Below are 20,246 nucleotides of genomic sequence, written 5' to 3'. Positions count from 1 at the left end.
TGCAGAAAACGCCTTACCAAGAACGGCAACTGCGTACACTTCGGGATGGTCGGGGAAGGTGATGCGGCGGACACCGTCTCCGCCATCCTTCTTCGCGCCACCCGACGTCGGCGAAGCAGACTCTGCAGCCTTCCATTCCGTGATCCCGGGGCGGTTTTTAGCCACCGCCTTGCGGTTTCAGGACCGTTCTGGCCGGGAAGTGAGCGTCAAGGAAATCCAGAAACAGGGTCCAGTCGTGTGTCGTCACGCCGTGCGTGCCCTGACGCATGAAGAAGGCCTGTAGTTTGCGGAGGTCCGGGTCGGCGAGCTTCGTCTGGGTGAAAGCCGGCGCGCCGTAGAGCCGGTAAACCGGATTGGCGCCCTGAACGGCGCGAAACATCCCGGCCGGATCGGCCCAGCGGTCACGGTTTCCCGCGCCGATCAACACCGGCTTGGGCGCGATCAGCGCCAGCAGCTGGTGCTGGTCGACAGGGCTGTCCGTCTCACGGCCGGCCCAGTCTGCGAAGCGCGGCGCGAACCAGTAGGCGTAGGCGTCGGTGATCTGCCGGACCGATTCCCCCGTTGAACTTCGGGTCAGCGCCGCCCCGCCGCGCCCGGACTGATGAGCGATGACGCCCGCGATCGACGGATAGACCGCGCCGGCGAGCAGGGCGGCCTTGCCGCTGCGCGAATGACCCCAGGCGACGACGGGCGCGGTGGTCAGGCCGGGTTCGCGGGTCAGCACCTCGCCCAGTTCGCCATAGAGCCAGGCCCATGCGGCCAGCGCCCCGCCAGGCGGGACGCCCGGTCCATAGAGTCGGGCGAGGGCAGGCGGGGCGCTTCGAGCGTCGTCGGGGACCAGATCGCCGCCATAGGCGATGGCTACCGCGTAGCCGCGGTCGATCACACGTTTCAGCGGCGGGCCGTCGGGATAGCGACCAAGAATGATGTGGCTGGCGACCGCCATCGGCCCTTCGCAATACTTCGGCGGCGGGGTCAGGGAGCGGACCTGCGGATATCGACCGCCGAGCGCGGCGGCGTTTCCGCAGAACGTCTGCATGACGATCAGGGCCCGCACCGGCGTCCCCGACGGCGGCATGGCGAGGACAACATTGACCTTCCCGCGCGCCCCGTCCGGACCGAATCCGACGGTCAGTTGCTGTAGTCGTGCGCCCCGGTCGGGTCGCTCCGCCGGCAGGGCAAGCCGCGTGAGCACGGCTCCAGGAAGCGGCGGCGGCATGGCGCCATAGACGTCGCGCGCGAAGGCTTCCCGGAGCAAGGGCGCCCGCCGTGAACGCCAGTCCTCGAGGTCCCGCACGGGCGGATCATCGCCAAAGGGCGCCAGCACGGCAGGCGCTGCGGGCGGTCCGCCGATCTCGTCGGGCGTCAGGGGAAAGTAGTGAACGTAGGTCAGGCGCAGCCAGACCCCGCCCGCCAACATCAGCGCCAGCCCGATCCCCAAGATCCATCGCCGCATCGCGCTAGCCCGCCCGGTTTCTGACGGCAGCCTAGCGGGACGGCCGAATGGCAGGAAGTAGGCTCATCGTTGCGGGAGACCGTCGATATCCGGACTAGCCCTCGCGCGCTCAACGACGCAGGATGGCAAAGGACGGGGGAGACAGGCATGCGGCAAACTCTTGCCTTCGCAGCAATTCTGGCAGCCGCAGGCCTTGCCTCGCCCGCGCTTGCCGTGACTGTCCGCGACTGTGACGGCGTCACCGACAGCGCCGCCAACATCATCGAGCCTTGGGAGGGCAACGCCCGAAGCTTCTATCAGGGTCGGGTCAGGGTCGCGGCGCTGGACACGGGCGGAGAGCCGGCCTGCTGCAGCGCGCACCTGCTGATCCTGTTCTATGGCAATGACGACCCGGAGAGTTTCGTTTGCCGGCTGGTCAGCGATCAGGGGCATACCGGCTTCGCGGGCATCGACTTCGCCACGCTCAAGAGCAGCTATGACCCGAAGCGCGGCCTGCTCCTGACGTTCGGCTATTCGGTCATGCCGCCAGACGGCGGGCCGTCGCCTGCCCGGAGCGTCGCCCGGGTCAGGATCAATGTGTCGTCCGGCCTGGTGAAGGCGGAATAGATGCGGCGTCCGGGCGGCCTGATCCTGGCGATCATTCTGGCGGCCACGCCGGGGCTGGCCGCCGCCCAGAGTCGCCCGTCGCAGGGCCCGTCGCGGGAGCGAAGCGGCGGAAACGGGGGTTCCGATCTCGACACGGCTGGCGCGGTCATCGGCGGACTGGGCTGGCTCGCGAAAAAGGCGCGCGAAGCCGAAGCGAAGAAGAAGGAAGAGGAGGCCCGCAAGAAGCGGGAACAGGAGGAGGCGGCTCGACAGGCCGCGGCGGCCCCTTCCGCCGAGCCCGCGCCGACTCCACCGGCCGTCACGCCGGAGCCGGCCAGGGTCCCCGCCGCGCCGCCGCCGCGCGAGACGCCGCCGCCGGTTCCGGACGGGGCCCAGCCTCCCGCGCAGCCTCGTCCCACAGCCGTCGCGACGGCGCCGTCATCGGTGAAGACGCCCGCCGCCGACCCCTCGATCCCGGCGCGGCCGACCCCGTTGCCTTCGGCCATGCCCGCGCCGCCGCCCGTGGCAGAGGTTTCGCCGCCGCCTGCCGCGCCCGCCAATCCCCTGGAGACCGGCTGGATGCCGGTCGCGCCGCCGCAGCCGTCACCGCCGATCGGCGGTCTGGGCCTGTTGCTATCGCTGCTGACGCTCGGCCTCGGAGCCTGGTTTGCGCGTCATTTCACCCGATGGGGCGCGCCGACGGTTCAGGCCCGCGTGGCGATCGATCCGGGCGACCTCTCGATCGCCTTCTCGGGTTCCGACGCCCGGGCCGGAGGGACGGCATGAGCGCCGGGCCCTTGACCCTCAAGACGTTCTTCTGCGCCGACCCTGCGGCGCCGATCGCCGAGAGCTGCGACATGAACGCGGTGCGGAAGGCTGTCGAGCACGCCGGCTCAGGCCTGCCGCCGCTGACCCGCAAGACGTTGATGAAATCGGTCGCCGGGGCGCTGGATCAGTTTTTCCAGATCGGTCTGGACGACATCCTCGAGTCGGCCTGGGACAGGGTCGAGGCCGTCCGCGACATCAAGGCGGCCAGCCGGACCGATCCGGACAGGCTGATCCCGTTCCCGTTGCTGGACCACAAGATCTCCTCGTCACAGCAGCCCCACATCGACCTGCTTGCCGGCGGGCTGAATCTCGGGCGGCTGCCCTTCCGGACGGCTGTGTCGCTCAAGCTTCGCGGCGTCCATATCGTTATGGGCGGCGGGCGGATCCACCACATCACAGCTGGTCAGTGCGGCGGTGAGGCGACCTTCACGCTCGGTGGCGTCACCCTGATCGAGCGCACCACGCCGCATCTGGCGTTGCCTGGCCGGCTGAGTTTCGGCCGCGCGACGACGGCGCACGGAGGCCGACCCTGAAGTCCTTTGCCGACATCCGCGCCGTGGCCGCCGCGCGCAAGGGCGGCGAGGCCGCGCTGACCGCCCTGCTGCCGGCAGTGAAGACGGCCGCCGAGCTCGCCGCGATCCCTGACGACCGCTGGCTCTCGACGATCAGCTGCTGCGTCTTCCAGGCGGGCTTCTCCTGGAGCGTCGTCGAGAAGAAATGGCCCGGCTTCGAGGAGGCTTTCTGGGGCTTCGACCCCGGGCGCTGCCGGATGATGTCTGACGAGGATCTCGACGAGCTCTTGAAAGACAGGCGGATCATCCGCAACGGCGCCAAGGTCGCGGCCGTGCGCAACAACGCGGCGCTGCTGGTGGATCTGGCCCGCGAACATGGCGCGGCGGCCTCGGTGTTCGCCACCTGGCCGGCGGACGACTACATCGGCCTGCTCGACATGCTGAAGGCCCGGGGCGACCGACTGGGCGGCAATGCGGGCATGATGGCCATGCGGTTCATGGGGCGGGACGGCTGGGTGACGTCGCAGGACATGGTCAAGGCCCTGGTCCGTGAAGGCGTCATCAACGGCGCGCCGGAAACGAAGACAGCCCGCCGCGCCATTCAGGCGGCCTTCAGCGCCTGGGCGGCGGAGAGCGGCGCGCCGTTCGCCCATATCAGTCGTATCCTGGCCATGAGCGTGGAGTGAGACGTCGATGGCCATGACCTCTGAAGTCGAGCTGATCGTGAAGCTGGGCGCGGCCGCCGGCCACGCCTCGCTCATCTGGCAGCTGTGGAAAGCCTGGCGGGAGCATGAACTCCGCCTCCGGCTGGACACCGTCACCGATCCCGACCGACGGGGGATCGATCTGCAGGTGCTCTACAATCCCCGCCGCCGTGACCGGCGGTTCACGACCACGGTCGAGGTTCTCTCGCCGGAGGGGGCGACGGTGGCGCCGGGGGTGCGCGAGGCCCTGCTGGCGGAAGATGGCGCGCCGGTCGGGGCCCGCCATGTCGTCTCGACGGAAGGCGCGGGCGTAACAGCCTCCGGCGTGCTGGCCCACCTCGCGTCCGACGCGCGCGGAGACGTCGGCGCGCTTTTCTACGTCGGCGAGGCCTCGGGTCCCGTGAAGGTAAGGGTGCTGGTGCGCAGTGACACCGGGCGCCGCATGGCGTCCCTGACCCGGACCGTCACCCGCGCCTGATCAATCCAGAAGGTGGTTATTCCAGGCCGTGCGCAGCGTCTTCTTGTCGATCTTGCCGGTCGCCGTCAGCGGCACGGCGGCGAACACCACGTCGTCGGGCATCCACCATTTGACGATGCGCGGGCGCAGGTAGTCGAGCACCTCGTCGCGGGTCACCGTGCGGCCCTCGTGGGCTTCGATGACCAGCAGGGGCCGCTCTTCCCATTTCGGATGCGGAATGCCCACGACGGCCGCGATCTTCACGCCCGGGCAGGCGACGGCGATGTTTTCCAGATCGATCGAACTGATCCATTCGCCGCCAGTCTTGATCACATCCTTGGCGCGGTCGGTGATGCGCATGAAGCCGTGCTCGTCGAGCGTGGCGATGTCGCCGGTGTCGAACCAGCCGCCGTCATCCAGCGCATCGGCGTCCTTGCGGAAGTAACGCTTGATGGTCCAGGGCCCGCGCACCATCAGGGCGCCGCTGGTCTCGCCATCGCGCGGGGCCTCGCTGCCATCCTCAAGCATGATCTTCAGCTCGATGCCGAACTGCAGCCGGCCCTGACGGGTCCAGATGATCTCGTCGACCTGATCCTCTCCCAGGGCGGTGATCGACGGCGTCGGCGTGGCCACCACGCCCAGCGGGCAGGTCTCGGTCATGCCCCAGATCTGCAGCACCTGCACGCCGTGCTTGACCTTGAAGGTCTCTGCCATGGCCCGGGGCACGGCCGAGCCGCCGATGATCACCCGCTTGAGGTCGCCGACCGTCTGTCCCGTCTGGGCCAGCCAGTCCAGGTACATGGTCCAGATGGTCGGCACGCCGCCGGAGAAGGTCACGCCTTCGCCGATGATCAGCTCCTGCAGACTGGCCGGGTCCATCTTCTCGGCCGGCAGCACCAGCTTGCAGCCGTTGATCGGGCAGATGAATGGCAGGCCCCATGCCGTCGCGTGGTAGAGCGACGAGCAGGGCATGACTACGTCAAAGGCCGTCAGGCCGAACGCGCTGGCCAGGCCCGCGGCCATGGCGTGCAGCACCACCGCCCGGTGGCTGTAGAGCACGCCCTTGGGATCGCCCGTCGTGCCCGAGGTGTAGCAGAGGAAAGCCCCGGCGTTCTCGTCCAGCCGCGGCCAGGCGAACGCCGAACCCGACTGCGCGTCCAGCAGGGTCTCGTAGTTCAAGGCTCCGACCGTGCCGGCGTCATGACTGTCGGCGTCCGAAAGCAGCACGAACGTCTTCACGGTGTGCAGGCGATCCGCCAGCCGCTCGACCAGCGGCGCGAACGTGCGGTCGTAGAACAGCACGGTGCTTTCGGCGTGCTCCAGCACGTAGATGATCTGCTCGTCGAACAGGCGCGGATTGACGGTGTTGAGCACCGCGCCGAGTCCCGGCACGGCGTAGAACAGTTCCATGTGCCGGTGCGTGTTCCAGGCGAGGCTGGCGATCCGGTCGCCCGACGTCACGCCCAGCCCCTGCAGCGCCCGCGCCAGCTTCCGCGTGCGCGCCGCCATGCCGGCGTAGTCGTAACGATGAACACGCCCCTCGACCGTGCGCGACACGACCTCCACCCGGCCATGCGCGGTTTCGGCATGAGTCAGAATGGCGGTCGTCAGCAACGGGACGTCCTGCATCAGTCCGGGGATCACGGGCGCTTCCTTCTGGTCTCTTCTTGATTGCTTTGAAGATCGACGCCCGGGGGGGCGCAAGTCAATCCAGCCGATACGCCTCGCGGCCGGCCGCCCGGTTTTCCCGCACCATTCGGCCCCACCAGCGGATGCGTTCAGCATCGGTCAGGCCGTCGCTGTCCTCAAGCCATCGGATCATGCTGTCGAGGAACAGGCCGAACAGGGCCCCGGCCGCCTTTTCCGCCCGCTCGTCGGCTCCGGCAGGCGCGTCAGGGCCGGGCGTGAACAGGGGCAGGGAGGTCCGCGCCAGCAGCAGTCTCAGGCGCGCCTCCCACTCGGGCTGCCCTGCACGACAGTTGCGGAACACCAGCAGGAAAGGGGCGGGCTCTTCGCGGGCCGTCTCAAGCACTCTGGCGACCATCGAGCCATAGCCTTCCCAGGGCGCGGCGTAGGCCGCCTCAATGGCGTCCGCGACCCTGTCGAACACGGATTCGATCAATGCCTCGCGGGACGGAAACAGGCGATAGACCAGCACCTTGGCCGCGCCGGCCGCGTCGGCGATGTCGCGCATGGTCGCGGCATGCAGGCCCTTCTCGAGCAGGACGCGGGCTGCGATCCGCACATACTCGTCCCGACGCGCGACGGCGTCGACGCGGGGCTTCTTTCGGACAGGCGCGGCGGCTGCGGTCATGGGTCAGGTCTAGCGGAACGGTCGGCGCTTGCCGAATGAAACCGCATGGTAACATAATGCCCGAAAATACGGGAGGACATCCGCGTGAACCAGCTCGTCCGCAGCCTCGTGATCGAGGATCTCACCCTTGTGCCCCTGACGCCGACGATCGGCGCCGAGGTCGAAGGTGTTGACCTGACCCGCCCTCTCGATGCCGCCACGGTCAAGGCGTTGCGCCAGGCGCTGCTTGACTGGAAGGTGCTGTTCTTCCGCGACCAGGACATCACGACCGACCAGCATCTGGCCTTCGCCCGCAATTTCGGGGAGCTGGAGGTGCATCCGTTCGCGCCGCAGAAGCCAGGCTATCCGGAAGTCCTCGCCATCACCCACGACGAGAAGAACCGGGGCAAGGAGAACACCTGGCACAGCGATGTGACCTGGCGGCTGGAGCCCTCGCTGGGTTCGATCCTGCGGGCCATCGAACTGCCGCCCGTCGGCGGCGACACCCTGTTCGCCGACATGTACGCCGCCTACGACGGCCTGAAGGACGAGGTGAAGGCGAAGATCGACAACGCCGTCGCGGTGCACGACTTCACCCACTTCCGCGCCGGCATGCGCAAGCGCGGCATGTCGGAAGAGCAGATCGAGGAGATGAACCGCAAGTACCCGATGGCGGAACACCCTGTGGTGCGCACCCATCCCGAAACCGGTCGCCGCTGCATCTACGTCAATGCGGCTTTCACGCTGCATATCGTCGGGATGGAGAAGGCCGAGAGCGACGCCTTGCTGGCGCACCTCTACGCCCAGGCGGCGATCCCGGAATACCAGTGCCGCTTCCGCTGGTCGCCCAATGCGATTGCCTTCTGGGACAACCGCGCCAGCCAGCACTATGCCGCGAGCGACTACTGGCCGGTCGTGCGCAGGATGGAGCGGGTGACGATCGTCGGGGATCGGCCGGTCTAGTTTGGTCTCGCGCGCGATCCGGCAACCTGGCTGACGATGTAGAGCAGCCCGACGATGAAGGCCGGGCCGGCGATGACGACGTACCAGCTGATCGGGCGACCCGGGCCTGCCAGCAGGACGTAGGCGGCTCCAAGAAGCGCGAACAGGGCGCCGCCGGCGACCGGCCAGCGCCAGCCGATGAGGGCGGCGGCCAGCACCGCGACGGCGGGCGCCAGATGTGTGGTCAGCGACGCGATCAGATCGGGCCCACCGCGTCCGTCGAAGACGTCGAGGGCGAAGGCGGAGACAAACAGGGCGAACGCCAGCGCGAGGACGCGCGGCATCCATATCAAGAGGGCTCGCACGGGAGACTTCTCCATCACGGCTGACCAGCTCGGGGTCCCGGGCAGCATGCGATGGCGGCGCGCGATCGGCGTCATTGAGCCGGATCAATTCGGACCCGGCTATTCCCGTCGCAGCGCCTCGATCGGGTCGAGCCTGGCCGCCCGCCAGCTGGGATAAGCGCCGAACACCAGGCCCACGAGCAACGAGAAGCCCAGCGACACCGGGATCGACCAGCCGGCGATCGCCACCGGCCACTGGCCGAGCTTAGCCATCAGCACGCCGCCGCCGACGCCGATGATCAGGCCGATGATCCCGCCGATGACCGACAGGGTGATGGCCTCCAGCGCGAACTGGAACAGCACGTCGTTGCGCCGCGCGCCGACCGCCATGCGCAGGCCGATCTCGCGTGTCCGTTCGGTTACGGCCACCAGCATGATGTTCATGATGCCGACCCCGCCGACGACCAGCGAAACAGCCGCGACGGCCGCCAGCAGCGAGGTGAAGGTCTTCACCGACGCCTGCATGGCTTCCATGATCGAGGCCATGTTCTGCACGCTGAAATCATCGTCGGCTCCCTGGCGGATGCGGTGGCGTTCGCGCAGCAGGTTGGTCACGTCCTCCTGCAGCCGGTCCAGGTCGTCGGCGCTGGCCGCCTTGACGTAGATGGTCTGGACATTGCTGCCCTGGACCCGCCTGCCGACCACGCGGGAACGCACCGCCTGCAGCGGGCCCAGCACGATGTCGTCCTGGTCCTGGCCGAATCCGCTCTGGCCCTTGGACGCCAGCACGCCGACCACCTCGAAGGGCACGGACCCGACGCGAATACGCTTGCCGACAGGGTCAATGTCCGCGCCGAACAGTTCGTTGGCGATGGTCTTGCCGATGACGATGACCTTGCGACCCTGCCGGGCTTCGTTGTCATCGAACATCCGGCCGGACTCGATCGTCAGGTCCCGGGCGATCAGGTAGTCGGGCGTCACGCCCTCGACGCGGGTCTGCCAGTTGGCGCCCTCGGCGGTCAGCTGCGCGCCGCCCCGTACACTGGGAGCAACCGCCGCTGCCCCGTCGATCTGGGTAGCCATGGCCTTCGCGTCGTCCTCGGTCAGGGTCTGGCCGCTGCCGGCCCCCTGGCTGACGAAGCCGCCCCCCGGACCGCGTGAGGCGCCGGGTGAAACGATCAGGAGATTGGAGCCGAGGCCGCCGATGGCGCTGGTCACCCGCTGCTGCGCGCCCAGCCCGATGGACGTCATCATGACCACGGCGGCGACGCCAATGACCACGCCCAGCGACGTGAGGGCGCTGCGGGTCGGGTGGGCGATGATCGCCCGGGCCGCAAAGACGACCAGATCGACGCGTCTCATGGGGCCGCTCCCGTCTCGTCGGAGATGATCTTGCCGTCCTGGAAGGTCACCCGCCGGCGCGCCTGGTCGGCGACCTTCTGATCGTGGGTCACGAGCACCAGTGTCAGACCCTCGGCGTTGAGCGCCTTGAACAGCTCAAGCACCTCCTTGCCGGTCGCGCTGTCGAGGGCGCCGGTGGGTTCGTCGGCCAGAAGCAGGTCGGGCGAATTGGCCAGGGCGCGGGCGATGGCCACCCGCTGCTGCTGACCGCCGGACATCTGGGTCGGCCGGTGCCCGGTTCGGGTGCCCAGGCCGACCCGCTCCAGCAACGCGGCCGCGCGGGCGCGTCGCTCAACAGGCGGCAGGCCCGCATAGACCATCGGCAGCTCGACGTTCTGCAGCGCGGTCAGCCGGGGCAGCAGCTGGAAGGACTGGAACACGAAGCCGATCCTCCGACAGCGGAAATTGGCCAGGTCGTCGTCATTGAAGCCCGAAACGTCCACGCCGTCGAAGCGATAGATCCCCCGCGTTGGACGATCGAGGCCGCCGATGATGTTCATCAGGGTCGACTTGCCCGAGCCCGACGCGCCGGTGATGGCGATATGCTCGCCTCGGGCGATGTCGACGGAGACGCCGGCCAGCGCGGCCACCGTCTCCTCGCCCATTTGATAGACCTTCTCCAGGTCACGGATCTCGATCATCGAGCGGGGCCTACATCCGCACCCGGACGCCGCCGCCGCCCATTGGGCCGCCCTGCGCCGCCTTGGCCTTGGGCTTGGGCCCGCCACCGATGATCACCTCGTCGCCCGCCTTCAGCGGCCCGACGATCTGGGTGAAGGAGCCATCCGACGCGCCAACGCGAACCGGCACGGCGGTCGGCTTGCCGTCGCGCAGGACGTACACGACGCCCGACGTCAGGCCGCCCCGGCCGCGTCCGCCGCCCATCGCGGCCATGCGCGCCCGCAACGCCACCAGCTTTTCCTTCTGGGCGGGTTTGAGGATCGGTTCGATGCGCGTCAGGACGGTCTGCATCATGCCACGCATGGCCTGGCGCATTGCGGTCGGATCGCCGGACGCCTTGGCCAGCGCCTTGGTGCGCTCCTCGGCGAGGATCGCCTCGACCTTTGTCTTCTGGCCGGAGTCCAGGTCCAGCTGTTCGATGATCCGGGCGCCCATGCCGCCCTGACGTTGACCACCGCCGCCGCCGCCGGGGCGGAAGCCGCCGCCGCCGCCACCACCCGGACCGCCGGGGCCGACCATTCCCGACGCTCCACCGCGCGCCGAGGTCTGGGGCTGCTGGTCAGGCGGCGTCCAGCGCAGCGCGGCCGCCGGAACCTTGAGCACGCCGCGCAGCTGCTGGATGACGATATCGGCGTTGGCGGTCATGCCCGGCATCAGCTTGCCGCCCGGATTCTCGGCCTGGGCGATGACGATGTAGGCGACGACGTTGGACGCGGTTTCCGGCTGCTTGCGCACCTGGGTCACGACGCCGGTGTAGGTGTCGTCCGGGAAGGCGTCGACGGTGAACCGGACCTCCTGGCCCTCCTGCACCTGACCGATGTCGGCCTCGTCGACGCTGATCTTCACCTCGAGCTTGGACAGGTCCTGGGCGATCTGGAACAGCACCGGGGCGGTGAAGCTCGCGGCCACAGTCTGGCCGGGTTCGATGCTGCGATTGATCACCACGCCGCTGATCGGGGCGACGATCTTGGTGCGACCCAGATCGGTGCGGGTGCTGGCCAGAGCGGCCTGGCTCTGCGTCACGCCGGCGCGCGCGGCCTGGACGTTGGCCTGCGTCGATTTCCACGCCGCCATCGAGGTCTCGAGCGCGGCCTTGGCCATGATGCCCTGATCGTAGAGGGATTTGGTGCGGTTGTAGGCGGCGCGCGCCTGTTCGGCCTGGGCCTGGGCCTGGGCGACCTGCGCCTGGTTGGCGGCGATCTGGGCTTCGCCCTGACGCAGCCGGCTGACGTAGGTCTGCGGATCGAGCGTGGCCATCAACTGGCCAGCCTGCACCGTGTCATTGAAGTCGACCAGCACCTTGAGGATCTGGCCGGAAATCTGCGAGCCGACATCGACGGTCACCAGCGCCTGCAGGGAACCCGACGCCGAGACCGACTTGGTGATGTCGCCCTGCTGGACCTGCTCGGTCCGATAGGGATCCTTCGGCGCCTTGGGCTTGAAGGCCTGCCAGCCCACCCAGACGGCGACCAGGACGCCGATAGCGCCCAGCCCGTAAAGCAGGGGCTTGGGGAGGCCGCCTTTGCGACGTGTCGGGGCGGTATGCAGGCTCATGGGATCTCGTGACCGGACTCTGCGGCGGGCGCAGCAACATGAATGGCGTTAACCGACCTAGGTTGCAGCGGCATTTCAACTCATTTCGACGGCTTCTTCCGTCGCCCGTCCTCAGGCGGCGCGCCGGCCATGGCCTGGGCGGGCGTTGTCGGCAAGTCGCCCAGGGCGATCCGGCCGTCCCCGTCCCGGTCGAGCAGGGCGAAGCGCCGGCCGGCGGCCGCTTCCGCTTCTGCCCGGCTGACGCGTTGGTCGAGGTCCGAATCCGCGCCCCGGACAGGCTGAGGTTCGTTCAGGAGGGCATACTGTGCGGCCCCCTGGCGGCGGATCGGCGTGGGCGTTCCGCGCGGGTGAAAGAAGCTCGGCGGGCCGATCACCTGCTCCGCCCGGCTTGGCGGGAAAGCGATCGGCGGCGGTCCGCCATCGGTACGACGGTCGCGACGGGGCATAGTGCCGGTGATCTCGGGCGCGACATCCCGCTCGTAGTCGGCGGTCTCGAACCCGTCGACGACCTTGTCCTTGTTGGTGTCGACCTTGTCGAAGAAGGTCAGGGAGTCGGCGATAAACTCTTCGCGGGTCAGCACGCCGTCATGGTTTGCGTCCACCTGGCTGAACCAGAGCGCCACGGGATAGGCCTGACCGGGCTCGGCGCGGAACGGCTCGCCCGCTGGGCTGATGAACAGCTGCTGTGGCGGCGGCTCGGGCGGCGGCGGCGGAGCCGGAGGACCGCCGCCGGGGATGCTGATCGGCCCGCCGGGATCCTGGGCCGCGGCGGGCGCGGCGGCGAAGACAAGCAGCAGACAAAAGGCGCGAGCGAGCATGAACGACTCCGGCATGACAGGACGAGTCAGCCTGCAGCCTGCCCGTGTCGTCAGTAAGGCCCGGGCATTGCGTAACCGCAACACCCCTAGAGCGGCAGGGTCACGCGCGCTGTCAGTCCCCCCGCCGGTCGGGCGGTCAGGACCACGTCGCCGCCATGGGCGCGGGCGACTGACCGAACGACGGCGAGGCCAAGCCCTGCGCCGCCGGTTTCCCGGCTGCGGGACGGTTCGCCACGATAGAAGGGCTCGAAGACCCGCTCCGCTTCTTCGGCGGGAATGCCGGGACCGTCGTCCTCGATCTCGATGACGGCCTCGCCCCCCTCGGCGAACACGCGTCCGCGCGCCCGAAAGCCGTACTTGAGGGCGTTTTCCACGAGATTGGCGGTCAGCCGTCTCAGGGCGACGGGGTCACCCTCGACGACCAGCCGTTCCGAGGGCAGGGCGGTGGCGTCGGCGCCGGTTTCGGCGGCTTCGTCCAGAACGCTCTCGACCAGCGAGGACAGTTCGAGCTTCTCACGCGGCCCGGCCCGGGTGGCGTCGCGCACAAAGCCCAGCGTGGCGGAGATCATCGCGTCCATCTGGTCGATATCGGCGGCCAGCTTGGCGCGGATGTCATCGGGCGCCGCCTCGATGCGGAACCGGAGTCGGGTCAGCGGCGTGCGCAGGTCATGGGCGATGGCGCCGACCATGGCCGTGCGGTCCTCGACATAGCGCCGCAGCCGCTCCTGCATCCGGTTGAAGGCCTCGGCGGCGGCGATCACCTCGCTTGACCCGCCAAGTTCCAGCGGCGGTGCGCGCGGATCCCGACCCAGACGCTCGGCGGCTGTGGCGAAGGCGGCGATCGGCGCTGACAGCCGTCGCGCGAACAGCCAGGCCAGCGGCGTAACGGCGACGATGGAAATCAGGAGCGTCAGAACGACGTGACCCTGCCAGGAATTCCATTGGAAGCTCGGCTTGGGCCTTGCGACAAGCCACTGGCCGTCGCTCTGGCGCACGCCGATCCTGAACGGCGCGAAAAGCGCGCGCTCGTCGAAACGCATCGGCCCACCCGGCCCGGGTCCTGGCCCGAATCCCGGTCCCGGGGCAGGGACGCGCATGCCGGGCGGCGGTCCGTGTCCGCCGGGGCCGTGCTGCATCATCGGTCCCCCGCGGAACACCCGGACCTCGAAACTCGTCTCGACCTGCCGGGTTCGCATGAACATGCGCCGCGGCCCTTCGGTCTCGATGGCGATCCGGGCCGGATCGACCTGCAGGGCGTCGGCCAGTCCCTTGCGCACGTCATCCCGCCAGTGATTGCCGCGCGGCAGGAGCGGCTGCTCCCGGGGTTCGGCGCCTTGCAAAGCGACGACCAGCGGTCGCGCGTCTGGAACGGGCGTCACGCCCGGATTGCGCAGGGCCCTCGCCACGTCCGACAGCCGATAAATCTCCGGCGGCGGCGGCGGCAGATGCAGAACGATGGCCGAGGTGATTCCGTAGGACGCGGCCAGACAGACCACGATCAGCGCCAGAACCTGGATGAAGATGGGCGTCCCGCGCCACGGCGTCTTCATGAGGACCGCGTGACCTTGGGCGAGAACATGTAGCCCTCGCTGCGGATGGTGCGGATGATCTCGACGCCCCTGTCATCGTCGAGCTTGCGACGCAGGCGGCTGATCTGGACATCGATGGCACGGTCGTAGGCTTCGGTGTCCGGTCCCCGCGCCATATCGAGGAGCTGGTCGCGGGTCAGCACCCGTTGCGGGCGTTCGACGAAGGCCCGCAAGAGCGAAAACTCGCCGCTCGACAGATTGACGATCACGCCCGGCGGCGAGCGCAATTCGCGGCGAACCAGATCAAGCCGCCAGCCCGCGAATTCACAGGTCGCGCCCATCGGCGCCTCAGCCGGCCTCGGCTCCTGGCGCCGGCGCAGGACGGCCCTCACACGGGCCAGCAGTTCACGCGGATTGCACGGCTTGGGCAGATAGTCGTCGGCGCCCAGCTCCAGCCCCACGATGCGGTCGGTCTCTTCGCCCATGGCCGACAGCATGACGATGCCCGGCCCGCCGGCCTGGCCCGACAGGCGCCGGCAGATCGACAGGCCATCCTCGCCGGGCATCATCACGTCCAGCACGATCAGGTCGGCCGGATTGCGCTGCAGCGCCAGTTCCATCGACCGGGCGTCCGAAGCCTGGTCCACGCGGTAGCCATGCTTGCCCAGGAAGTCGGCGATAACGTCGCGGATGCCCGGATCATCGTCGACGATCAGGATACGCGCGCCGGGCTCCTCGACGACACTGTGGGCGGTCTTGTCCATCACGAGCTCCATGGGATCGTCATGACAATCTCTCGTGGCCACAGAATTTCAGAGCTGCAACATGCAGGGGACATGTACCGAAGGTACGTGTCCCCAAATCGAACAGCTGCTGAACCTGGATTGGGGGACACGTACCTTTGGTACATGTCCCCTAGCTGTACCGCTTGGGTACGCCGTCCATCTCCGGCAGGGCGCCGGCCTCGACGCCGAGCGCGATGTCGGAGACGAACGGGTTGGCCTTGCGCTCGAAGCCGAAGGTGCTCATCGGGCCGTGGCCCGGCACGAAGGCGACGTCGTCGCCCAGCGGCCAGAGCTTCTGGGTGATCGAGTCGATCAGCTGCTGGTGATTGCCGCGCGGAAAGTCGGTGCGGCCGATCGAGCCCTTGAACAGCACGTCCCCCACCTGGGCGAAACGCGCCTCGCGATTGAAGAAGATCACATGGCCGGGTGTATGGCCCGGGCAGTGGATGACCTCGAACTCGGTCTCGCCGAGCGTCACGACATCACCATCCCCAAGCCAGCGATCGGGGGTGAAGGCTTCGGCCCCGGGGATGCCGTACCGCGCGCCGGTCTCGGGGATCTGGTCGATCCAGAACTGGTCGTCGGGGTGCGGACCTTCGATCGGCGCGCCGGTCAGGGCCTTCAGCTCGGCCGTGCCGCCGGCGTGGTCCATGTGGCCGTGGGTGATCCAGATCTTTTCGACCGTCAGGCCTTGTTCGGTGATGGCGGCCATCAGGCGCTTGATCTCGCCGCCCGGATCGATGACCGCGGCCTTCTTCGTCTTCTCGCACCAGACCACGGTGCAGTTCTGCTGCAACGGCGTGACCGGCGCGATGAAGGCCTTGATCGGGGAAGAGGACACGCAAAGCTCCAGCGGCGACGAACCCTCACATGATCGGTGTTCAGACGTCAGGAATAAAGGGGCGGTCACGAAAAAGGCCCGGGATCGCTCCCGGGCCTTTCCGTTGTCTGTCGTTCGACGGGATCAGGCGTGATCGTCGCCGATGCCGTGCACTTCGGCCTGCATCGGGCCCGGTCCAGCGCTGTCGTCTTCCAGCTGCGGAAGACCCTTGCCGAGGCGCGAGTTCCAGAAGCCGTAGAAGACGTAGATCAGGGCGCCGACGCCGGCGTAGCCGGTCAGCAGGATCGCCGGGATCGGGTCGCCGTTGGCGGCCTTGGTGAAGATGTCCTCGACCAGCGGGCCGGTCATGATCAGGGCGAAGAAGATGCCCAGCACCGGCACCGGGCCGATCCACACCTTGTTCTTCTGGAACAGGGAGAAGACGAACCACAGGCCCATGACCACGGCCATGACCTTCACGCCGGTGGCGACCCAGGTCGACTTCAGCAGGAACTGGAAGAAGGCCAGGAAGCCGGCGATCACCAGGGCCGAGACGATGACCATGACGTACTGCGGGACCATGCCGCCGCCGCCGGGGATGCTGAACGGACGCTCCAGCTGCTTCTCGCGGGTGCGCAGGTACATCACGCTGAGGCAGACGATGCCGAACGCCGTCGCGGTGCCGAGGCTGACCAGGTCGCCGAGGATTTCGATCGGCAGGAAGGCCGCGGCCACCGAGATGATGATGCCCAGCACGATGGTGCCGATCCACGGGGTGCGGAACTTGGGATGCAACTGGGCGAAGAACTTCGGCAGCAGGCCGTCGCGGGCCATGGCGTAGAACACGCGGGTCTGGCCGTAGGTCAGGATCAGCATGACCGACGACAGGCCGGCCACGGCGCCGACCTTGATCAGGATCGAGAACCAGTCGGTGCCCATGCGGTCGACGGCCAGCGCGATCGGGGCGGGAACGCCCAGTTCACGGAAGTCGACGATGCCGGTCAGGACGGCGGCGATCATCATGTAGATGACGGTGCAGACCAGCAGGCTGCCGAGGATGCCGAAGGGAATGTCCTTCTGCGGGTTCTTGGCTTCGGCCGCGGCGGTCGAGACGGCCTCGAAGCCGACGTAGGCGAAGAAGATCACCGAGGCGGCGCGGAAGATGCCGGGCAGGCCGTACTTGAAGCCGCCCTCGTTGGCCGGAATGAATGGCGTCCAGTGGTCGATGGCGTCGGCCTGATGCTGGAAGATGAACATCGCGCCCACGCCAATGAACAGCAGCAGCACCCCGACCTTGATGGCCACGATGACGTTGTTGACGCTGGCGGATTCTGAGATGCCGAGCACCAGCAGGGCGGTCACGGCGAGAATGCCGGCCGCGCCGAGCAGGTTGGCGCCGCCGCCCGCAACGAAGCTGAGGCCGCCGTCGCCCTGGACCGCCTGGACGAACGACGTCGTCCACTGGACCGGGAATTCGAGGCCGAAGTTGTGCAGCAGGCTGACCACGTTGCCGGACCAGCCGGCCGCCACGGTCGACGCCGCGACGCCGTATTCCAGCACCAGCAGCCAGCCCATGATCCAGGCGAACAGCTCGCCGAGGGTCGTGTAGCTGTAGGTGTAGGCCGAACCGGCCACGGGCATGGTCGAGGCCAGTTCCGCGTAGCACAGGCCGGCAAACACGCAGGCGAAGAAGGCCACGACGAACGACAGCATGACCGCCGGGCCGGCGAAATTGGCCGCGGCGTTCCCGGTCATCACGTAAATGCCGGCGCCGATGATACAGCCGATGCCGAGGAACAGCAGGTTCCACTTGCCCAGCGACCGTTTCAGCTGGTGATTGTTGGACTCAGCCTGGACCTGTTCGATCGACTTCTTGAGAAACAGTCGGTTCCCGCGTTTCGCGGCCTCTGCGGACATGCGGTCTCGCTCCCCCAATGGCCGACGACCCCCGTCGGCGCTGTTAACAGGTCGGGGACGTTAGCAGCTAAGCGGTCTCGCGCAACGGCTTACGGTGACGAGGCCCTTCCGACGCACTAGGACTGCCTTCAATGCTGCCGATTGAGGAAATACTGCCCCGTCTGGGTGAGGCGCTGGCGCGAGCGCCCAACGCCGTGCTGGTCGCTCCGCCGGGCGCCGGCAAGACCACGCGCGTCCCGTTGTTCCTCAAGGACCAGGCCTGGGTCGGCGGCGGCAAGCTGATCGTGCTGGAACCCCGGCGGCTCGCGGCCCGCGCGGCCGCGGCGCGCATGGCCTCGACGCTCGGCGAGCCGGTCGGTGATACGGTCGGCTTTCGCGTGCGCCTGCAGTCGAAAGTCTCGGCCCGCACGCGCATCGAGGTGGTGACCGAGGGCGTCTTTACCCGGATGATCCAGGACGACCCCGGTCTCGACGGCGTCGCAGCGGTGCTGTTCGACGAGTTCCACGAGCGCAGCCTCGACGCCGACCTTGGCCTGGCGCTGGCGCGAGACAGCCAGCAGCTCCTCCGCGACGACCTGCGGATCCTGGTCATGTCGGCGACGCTCGATGGCGCGGCGGTCGCGCGCCTGCTCGGCGACGCGCCGGTGATCGAGAGCCAGGGTCGCGCCTTTCCGGTCGACACCCGCTACCTCGGCCGCAACCCCGCGCACCGCCTGGAAGAGCAGGTCGGGCGGGCCGTGCAGACCGCGCTGACGGAGGAAAGCGGCAGCCTGCTGGTGTTTTTGCCCGGACAGGGCGAGATCCTGCGGACCCGCGACTGGCTGGCCGAGCGGATGCGCCGGCCCGACGTCGACCTGGCTCCGCTCTACGGCGCGATGGATCCCGCCGAGCAGGATCGCGCGATCAGCCCATCACCACCGGGGCGGCGCAAGGTGGTGCTGGCCACCTCGATCGCCGAGACCAGCCTGACGATCGAGGGCGTCCGCGTGGTGATCGACGCCGGCCAGGCGCGTGTGCCGCGTTTCGACCCGGCCAGCGGTCTGACCCGGCTGGAAACCATTCGCGTCTCGCGCGCCGCCGCCGACCAGCGTCGCGGTCGAGCCGGCCGCACCGAACCCGGCGTCTGCTACCGGCTGTGGGACGAGGCCGAGACCCGGGCGCTGGTTCCGTTCGCCCGGCCGGAGATCCTCGAGACCGACCTGTCCGGGCTGGCGCTCGATCTGGCGCGCTGGGGCGCCCGCGACGCATCCGGTCTGGCCTTCCTCGATCCGCCGCCGGCCGCGGCCTTCAATGAGGCGCGGTCGCTGCTGGTCCGGTTGCAGGCGCTGGACGGGGAGGGCGCCCTGACGGCCCACGGCGAGGCGCTGGCCCGGCTGCCGCTGCCGCCCCGGCTGGCGCATATGGTGGTGCGCGGCGCCGCAGGCGGCCAGGCCCTGCTGGCGGCGAAGATCGCGGCTCTGCTGACCGAACGCGGACTCGGCGGTCGCGACACCCATCTGGGCCATCGGCTCGAGGCGTTCGACCGCGATCGTGGCCCACGCGCCCGCGACGCCCGCCAGTTGGCCGAGCGATGGGCGAAGAGCGCCGGATCGCCGCCGACACAGCCGCCGCTCGACGAGGCCCTGCTGCTGGCCGAGGCCTTCCCGGAACGGGTCGCCAAGGCGCGCGGATCAAACGGCGAGTTCCAGCTGGCGACCGGCCGCGGGGCCCATGTCGAGCCGACGGACCGGCTGGCGCGCGAGAAATGGATCGCCATCGGCGAACTCGGCGGCGGCGCGGCCCGCGACCGAATCCTGCTCGCCGCGCCGCTCGACGAGACCGCGCTTCGGGAGGCCTTCGCTGACCGGCTGGTGGCCGAGGACCGCCTTGAGGTCGAGGCGGACGGCAAGGTGCGCGGCCGCCGCCTGCTGCGACTGGACCGTCTGACCGTCGAGGACCGGCGGATCGACAAGCCCGACCCGGCGATGATCAGCCGCGCCCTGGTCGACAAGGTCCGCCGCGAGGGTCTCGCCGCCCTGCCGCTGGGCGAAGCCAGCGAGCGGCTGCGCGCGCGTCTGGCGTTCATCAGCCATCCCCTGACCGACGAAGCGCTGATCGCCGACCTCGACGACTGGCTGGCGCCGATGCTCAACGGCAAGTCCAGCCTCGCCCAGCTGTCGGACGGCCAGATCGAAAACGCCCTCCGGTCGCTGGTCCCCTGGGAGGTCCAGCGCCGCCTCGACGCCGAGACCCCGACCCGCTTCACCGCGCCGACCGGCAACAGCTTCGCCATCGACTACGCCGCAGAGGGCGGGCCGAAGGTCGAGGTGCGGGTGGGGGAGCTGTACGGCCTGTCGGTCCATCCGACCGTCGCTGGCGTGCCCCTGACCTTCAGCCTGCTGTCGCCGGGCCACAAGCCGATCCAGACGACGAAGGACATTCCCGGCTTCTGGAAAGGCTCCTGGGCCGACGTCCGTAAGGACATGCGCGGCCGCTACCCCCGCCACGTCTGGCCCGAAGATCCCGCCGCCGCGGCACCCGTCACCCGGGCCAAGCCGCGCGGAACCTAGGGGACATGTACCGCAGGTACGTGTCCCCGCATTGTGCGCTGAACCTGATCTGGGCGTAGGCCACGCTGGCG

The 20,246-nt window shown here is 68.8% G+C and carries 19 protein-coding genes; 7 read left to right on the top strand and 12 right to left on the bottom strand.

Annotated elements, in window-relative coordinates; genetic code table 11:
• Nucleotides 1-157: 157 nt before the first annotated feature.
• Nucleotides 158-1,456, bottom strand: a complete 1,299-nt coding sequence (locus ACODSL_RS12530; RefSeq protein ID WP_488901028.1) for a glucuronyl esterase domain-containing protein — start codon at nt 1,454-1,456, stop codon at nt 158-160.
• A gap of 147 nt (nt 1,457-1,603) precedes the next feature.
• Here ACODSL_RS12530 and ACODSL_RS12525 point away from each other — a divergent pair, with 147 nt between their 5' ends.
• From ACODSL_RS12525 to ACODSL_RS12505, 5 genes are read left to right on the top strand one after another with little or no spacing between them, the layout of a single operon-like run.
• Nucleotides 1,604-2,062 (top strand): hypothetical protein, encoded by a 459-nt coding sequence (locus ACODSL_RS12525; protein ID WP_488901027.1) that lies wholly within the window; start codon nt 1,604-1,606, stop codon nt 2,060-2,062.
• Nucleotides 2,063-2,827, top strand: coding sequence for a hypothetical protein (locus ACODSL_RS12520; RefSeq protein WP_488901026.1), 765 nt, complete (start codon nt 2,063-2,065; stop codon nt 2,825-2,827).
• Nucleotides 2,824-3,402 (top strand): hypothetical protein, encoded by a 579-nt coding sequence (locus ACODSL_RS12515; protein WP_488901025.1) that lies wholly within the window; start codon nt 2,824-2,826, stop codon nt 3,400-3,402. Before ACODSL_RS12520 ends, ACODSL_RS12515 begins: the two co-directional genes overlap by 4 nt.
• A gap of 23 nt (nt 3,403-3,425) precedes the next feature.
• Nucleotides 3,426-4,067 carry a DNA-3-methyladenine glycosylase I gene (locus ACODSL_RS12510; protein WP_488901024.1) on the top strand — a complete coding sequence of 214 codons (642 nt, stop codon included), beginning with the start codon at nt 3,426-3,428 and terminating at the stop codon, nt 4,065-4,067.
• Nucleotides 4,068-4,074: 7 nt separating this feature from the next.
• The gene (locus ACODSL_RS12505) at nt 4,075-4,563 is read left to right on the top strand and encodes a hypothetical protein (protein ID WP_488901023.1); all 489 of its coding nucleotides are present in this window, start codon (nt 4,075-4,077) and stop codon (nt 4,561-4,563) included.
• On the opposite strand, the gene ACODSL_RS12500 is transcribed toward ACODSL_RS12505, so the two are convergent.
• Both ACODSL_RS12500 and ACODSL_RS12495 read right to left on the bottom strand, forming a co-directional pair.
• A complete protein-coding gene (locus ACODSL_RS12500; RefSeq protein ID WP_488901022.1) occupies nt 4,564-6,186 on the bottom strand; it encodes a long-chain fatty acid--CoA ligase in 1,623 nt (540 codons plus the stop codon). It lies immediately after the preceding gene.
• Nucleotides 6,187-6,247: 61 nt separating this feature from the next.
• The gene (locus ACODSL_RS12495; RefSeq protein WP_488901021.1) at nt 6,248-6,856 is read right to left on the bottom strand and encodes a TetR/AcrR family transcriptional regulator; all 609 of its coding nucleotides are present in this window, start codon (nt 6,854-6,856) and stop codon (nt 6,248-6,250) included.
• 84 nt (nt 6,857-6,940) lie between these two features.
• Here ACODSL_RS12495 and ACODSL_RS12490 point away from each other — a divergent pair, with 84 nt between their 5' ends.
• Nucleotides 6,941-7,798: a TauD/TfdA dioxygenase family protein gene (locus ACODSL_RS12490; protein ID WP_488901020.1), complete on the top strand. Its 858-nt coding sequence runs from the start codon at nt 6,941-6,943 to the stop codon at nt 7,796-7,798.
• Here the strand turns inward: ACODSL_RS12490 and ACODSL_RS12485 are convergent.
• The 9 genes from ACODSL_RS12485 to ACODSL_RS12445 all read right to left on the bottom strand — a co-directional run bounded on the left by ACODSL_RS12485 (nt 7,795) and on the right by ACODSL_RS12445 (nt 17,626).
• Nucleotides 7,795-8,157, bottom strand: a complete 363-nt coding sequence (locus tag ACODSL_RS12485; RefSeq protein ID WP_488901176.1) for a DUF7670 domain-containing protein — start codon at nt 8,155-8,157, stop codon at nt 7,795-7,797. The genes ACODSL_RS12490 and ACODSL_RS12485 overlap by 4 nt on opposite strands.
• An 84-nt stretch (nt 8,158-8,241) precedes the next feature.
• Nucleotides 8,242-9,483: an ABC transporter permease gene (locus ACODSL_RS12480; RefSeq protein ID WP_488901019.1), complete on the bottom strand. Its 1,242-nt coding sequence runs from the start codon at nt 9,481-9,483 to the stop codon at nt 8,242-8,244.
• Nucleotides 9,480-10,163 carry an ABC transporter ATP-binding protein gene (locus ACODSL_RS12475; protein ID WP_488901018.1) on the bottom strand — a complete coding sequence of 228 codons (684 nt, stop codon included), beginning with the start codon at nt 10,161-10,163 and terminating at the stop codon, nt 9,480-9,482. The genes ACODSL_RS12480 and ACODSL_RS12475 overlap by 4 nt, the downstream gene beginning before the upstream one ends.
• Before the next feature lie 10 nt (nt 10,164-10,173).
• Nucleotides 10,174-11,757 carry an efflux RND transporter periplasmic adaptor subunit gene (locus ACODSL_RS12470; RefSeq protein ID WP_488901017.1) on the bottom strand — a complete coding sequence of 528 codons (1,584 nt, stop codon included), beginning with the start codon at nt 11,755-11,757 and terminating at the stop codon, nt 10,174-10,176.
• Nucleotides 11,758-11,837: 80 nt separating this feature from the next.
• Nucleotides 11,838-12,575 (bottom strand): hypothetical protein, encoded by a 738-nt coding sequence (locus tag ACODSL_RS12465; protein WP_488901016.1) that lies wholly within the window; start codon nt 12,573-12,575, stop codon nt 11,838-11,840.
• 86 nt (nt 12,576-12,661) lie between these two features.
• Nucleotides 12,662-14,125, bottom strand: coding sequence for an ATP-binding protein (locus tag ACODSL_RS12460; RefSeq protein WP_488901015.1), 1,464 nt, complete (start codon nt 14,123-14,125; stop codon nt 12,662-12,664).
• Nucleotides 14,122-14,868: a response regulator gene (locus tag ACODSL_RS12455; protein WP_488901014.1), complete on the bottom strand. Its 747-nt coding sequence runs from the start codon at nt 14,866-14,868 to the stop codon at nt 14,122-14,124. The genes ACODSL_RS12460 and ACODSL_RS12455 overlap by 4 nt, the downstream gene beginning before the upstream one ends.
• Before the next feature lie 151 nt (nt 14,869-15,019).
• Complete coding sequence (locus ACODSL_RS12450; RefSeq protein WP_488901013.1) at nt 15,020-15,730, bottom strand: MBL fold metallo-hydrolase; 711 nt, start codon at nt 15,728-15,730, stop codon at nt 15,020-15,022.
• 123 nt (nt 15,731-15,853) lie between these two features.
• The gene (locus tag ACODSL_RS12445) at nt 15,854-17,626 is read right to left on the bottom strand and encodes an amino acid permease (RefSeq protein ID WP_488901012.1); all 1,773 of its coding nucleotides are present in this window, start codon (nt 17,624-17,626) and stop codon (nt 15,854-15,856) included.
• A 131-nt stretch (nt 17,627-17,757) separates the two neighbouring features.
• Between ACODSL_RS12445 and hrpB the strand changes: the two genes are divergently transcribed.
• Complete coding sequence (hrpB, locus tag ACODSL_RS12440; RefSeq protein WP_488901011.1) at nt 17,758-20,175, top strand: ATP-dependent helicase HrpB; 2,418 nt, start codon at nt 17,758-17,760, stop codon at nt 20,173-20,175.
• Nucleotides 20,176-20,246: the final 71 nt, after the last annotated feature.

Source organism: Caulobacter sp. FG121 (assembly GCF_057809815.1).
Note: the sequence above shows the minus strand (reverse complement) of the source record. Positions and strands in the feature narration are given on the sequence as shown.

Bases quoted from the DNA above. Each gene is read 5' to 3' on its own strand.
- ACODSL_RS12445 (WP_488901012.1), bottom strand. From the start codon at position 17,626: ATGTCCGCAGAGGCCGCGAAACGCGGGAACCGACTGTTTCTCAAGAAG.
- ACODSL_RS12475 (WP_488901018.1), bottom strand. From the start codon at position 10,163: ATGATCGAGATCCGTGACCTGGAGAAGGTCTATCAAATGGGCGAGGAG.
- ACODSL_RS12515 (WP_488901025.1), top strand. From the start codon at position 2,824: ATGAGCGCCGGGCCCTTGACCCTCAAGACGTTCTTCTGCGCCGACCCT.
- ACODSL_RS12505 (WP_488901023.1), top strand. From the start codon at position 4,075: ATGGCCATGACCTCTGAAGTCGAGCTGATCGTGAAGCTGGGCGCGGCC.
- hrpB (WP_488901011.1), top strand. From the start codon at position 17,758: ATGCTGCCGATTGAGGAAATACTGCCCCGTCTGGGTGAGGCGCTGGCG.
- ACODSL_RS12525 (WP_488901027.1), top strand. From the start codon at position 1,604: ATGCGGCAAACTCTTGCCTTCGCAGCAATTCTGGCAGCCGCAGGCCTT.
- ACODSL_RS12485 (WP_488901176.1), bottom strand. From the start codon at position 8,157: ATGGAGAAGTCTCCCGTGCGAGCCCTCTTGATATGGATGCCGCGCGTC.
- ACODSL_RS12530 (WP_488901028.1), bottom strand. From the start codon at position 1,456: ATGCGGCGATGGATCTTGGGGATCGGGCTGGCGCTGATGTTGGCGGGC.
- ACODSL_RS12520 (WP_488901026.1), top strand. From the start codon at position 2,063: ATGCGGCGTCCGGGCGGCCTGATCCTGGCGATCATTCTGGCGGCCACG.
- ACODSL_RS12470 (WP_488901017.1), bottom strand. From the start codon at position 11,757: ATGAGCCTGCATACCGCCCCGACACGTCGCAAAGGCGGCCTCCCCAAG.
- ACODSL_RS12460 (WP_488901015.1), bottom strand. From the start codon at position 14,125: ATGAAGACGCCGTGGCGCGGGACGCCCATCTTCATCCAGGTTCTGGCG.
- ACODSL_RS12455 (WP_488901014.1), bottom strand. From the start codon at position 14,868: ATGGACAAGACCGCCCACAGTGTCGTCGAGGAGCCCGGCGCGCGTATC.
- ACODSL_RS12495 (WP_488901021.1), bottom strand. From the start codon at position 6,856: ATGACCGCAGCCGCCGCGCCTGTCCGAAAGAAGCCCCGCGTCGACGCC.
- ACODSL_RS12465 (WP_488901016.1), bottom strand. From the start codon at position 12,575: ATGCTCGCTCGCGCCTTTTGTCTGCTGCTTGTCTTCGCCGCCGCGCCC.
- ACODSL_RS12480 (WP_488901019.1), bottom strand. From the start codon at position 9,483: ATGAGACGCGTCGATCTGGTCGTCTTTGCGGCCCGGGCGATCATCGCC.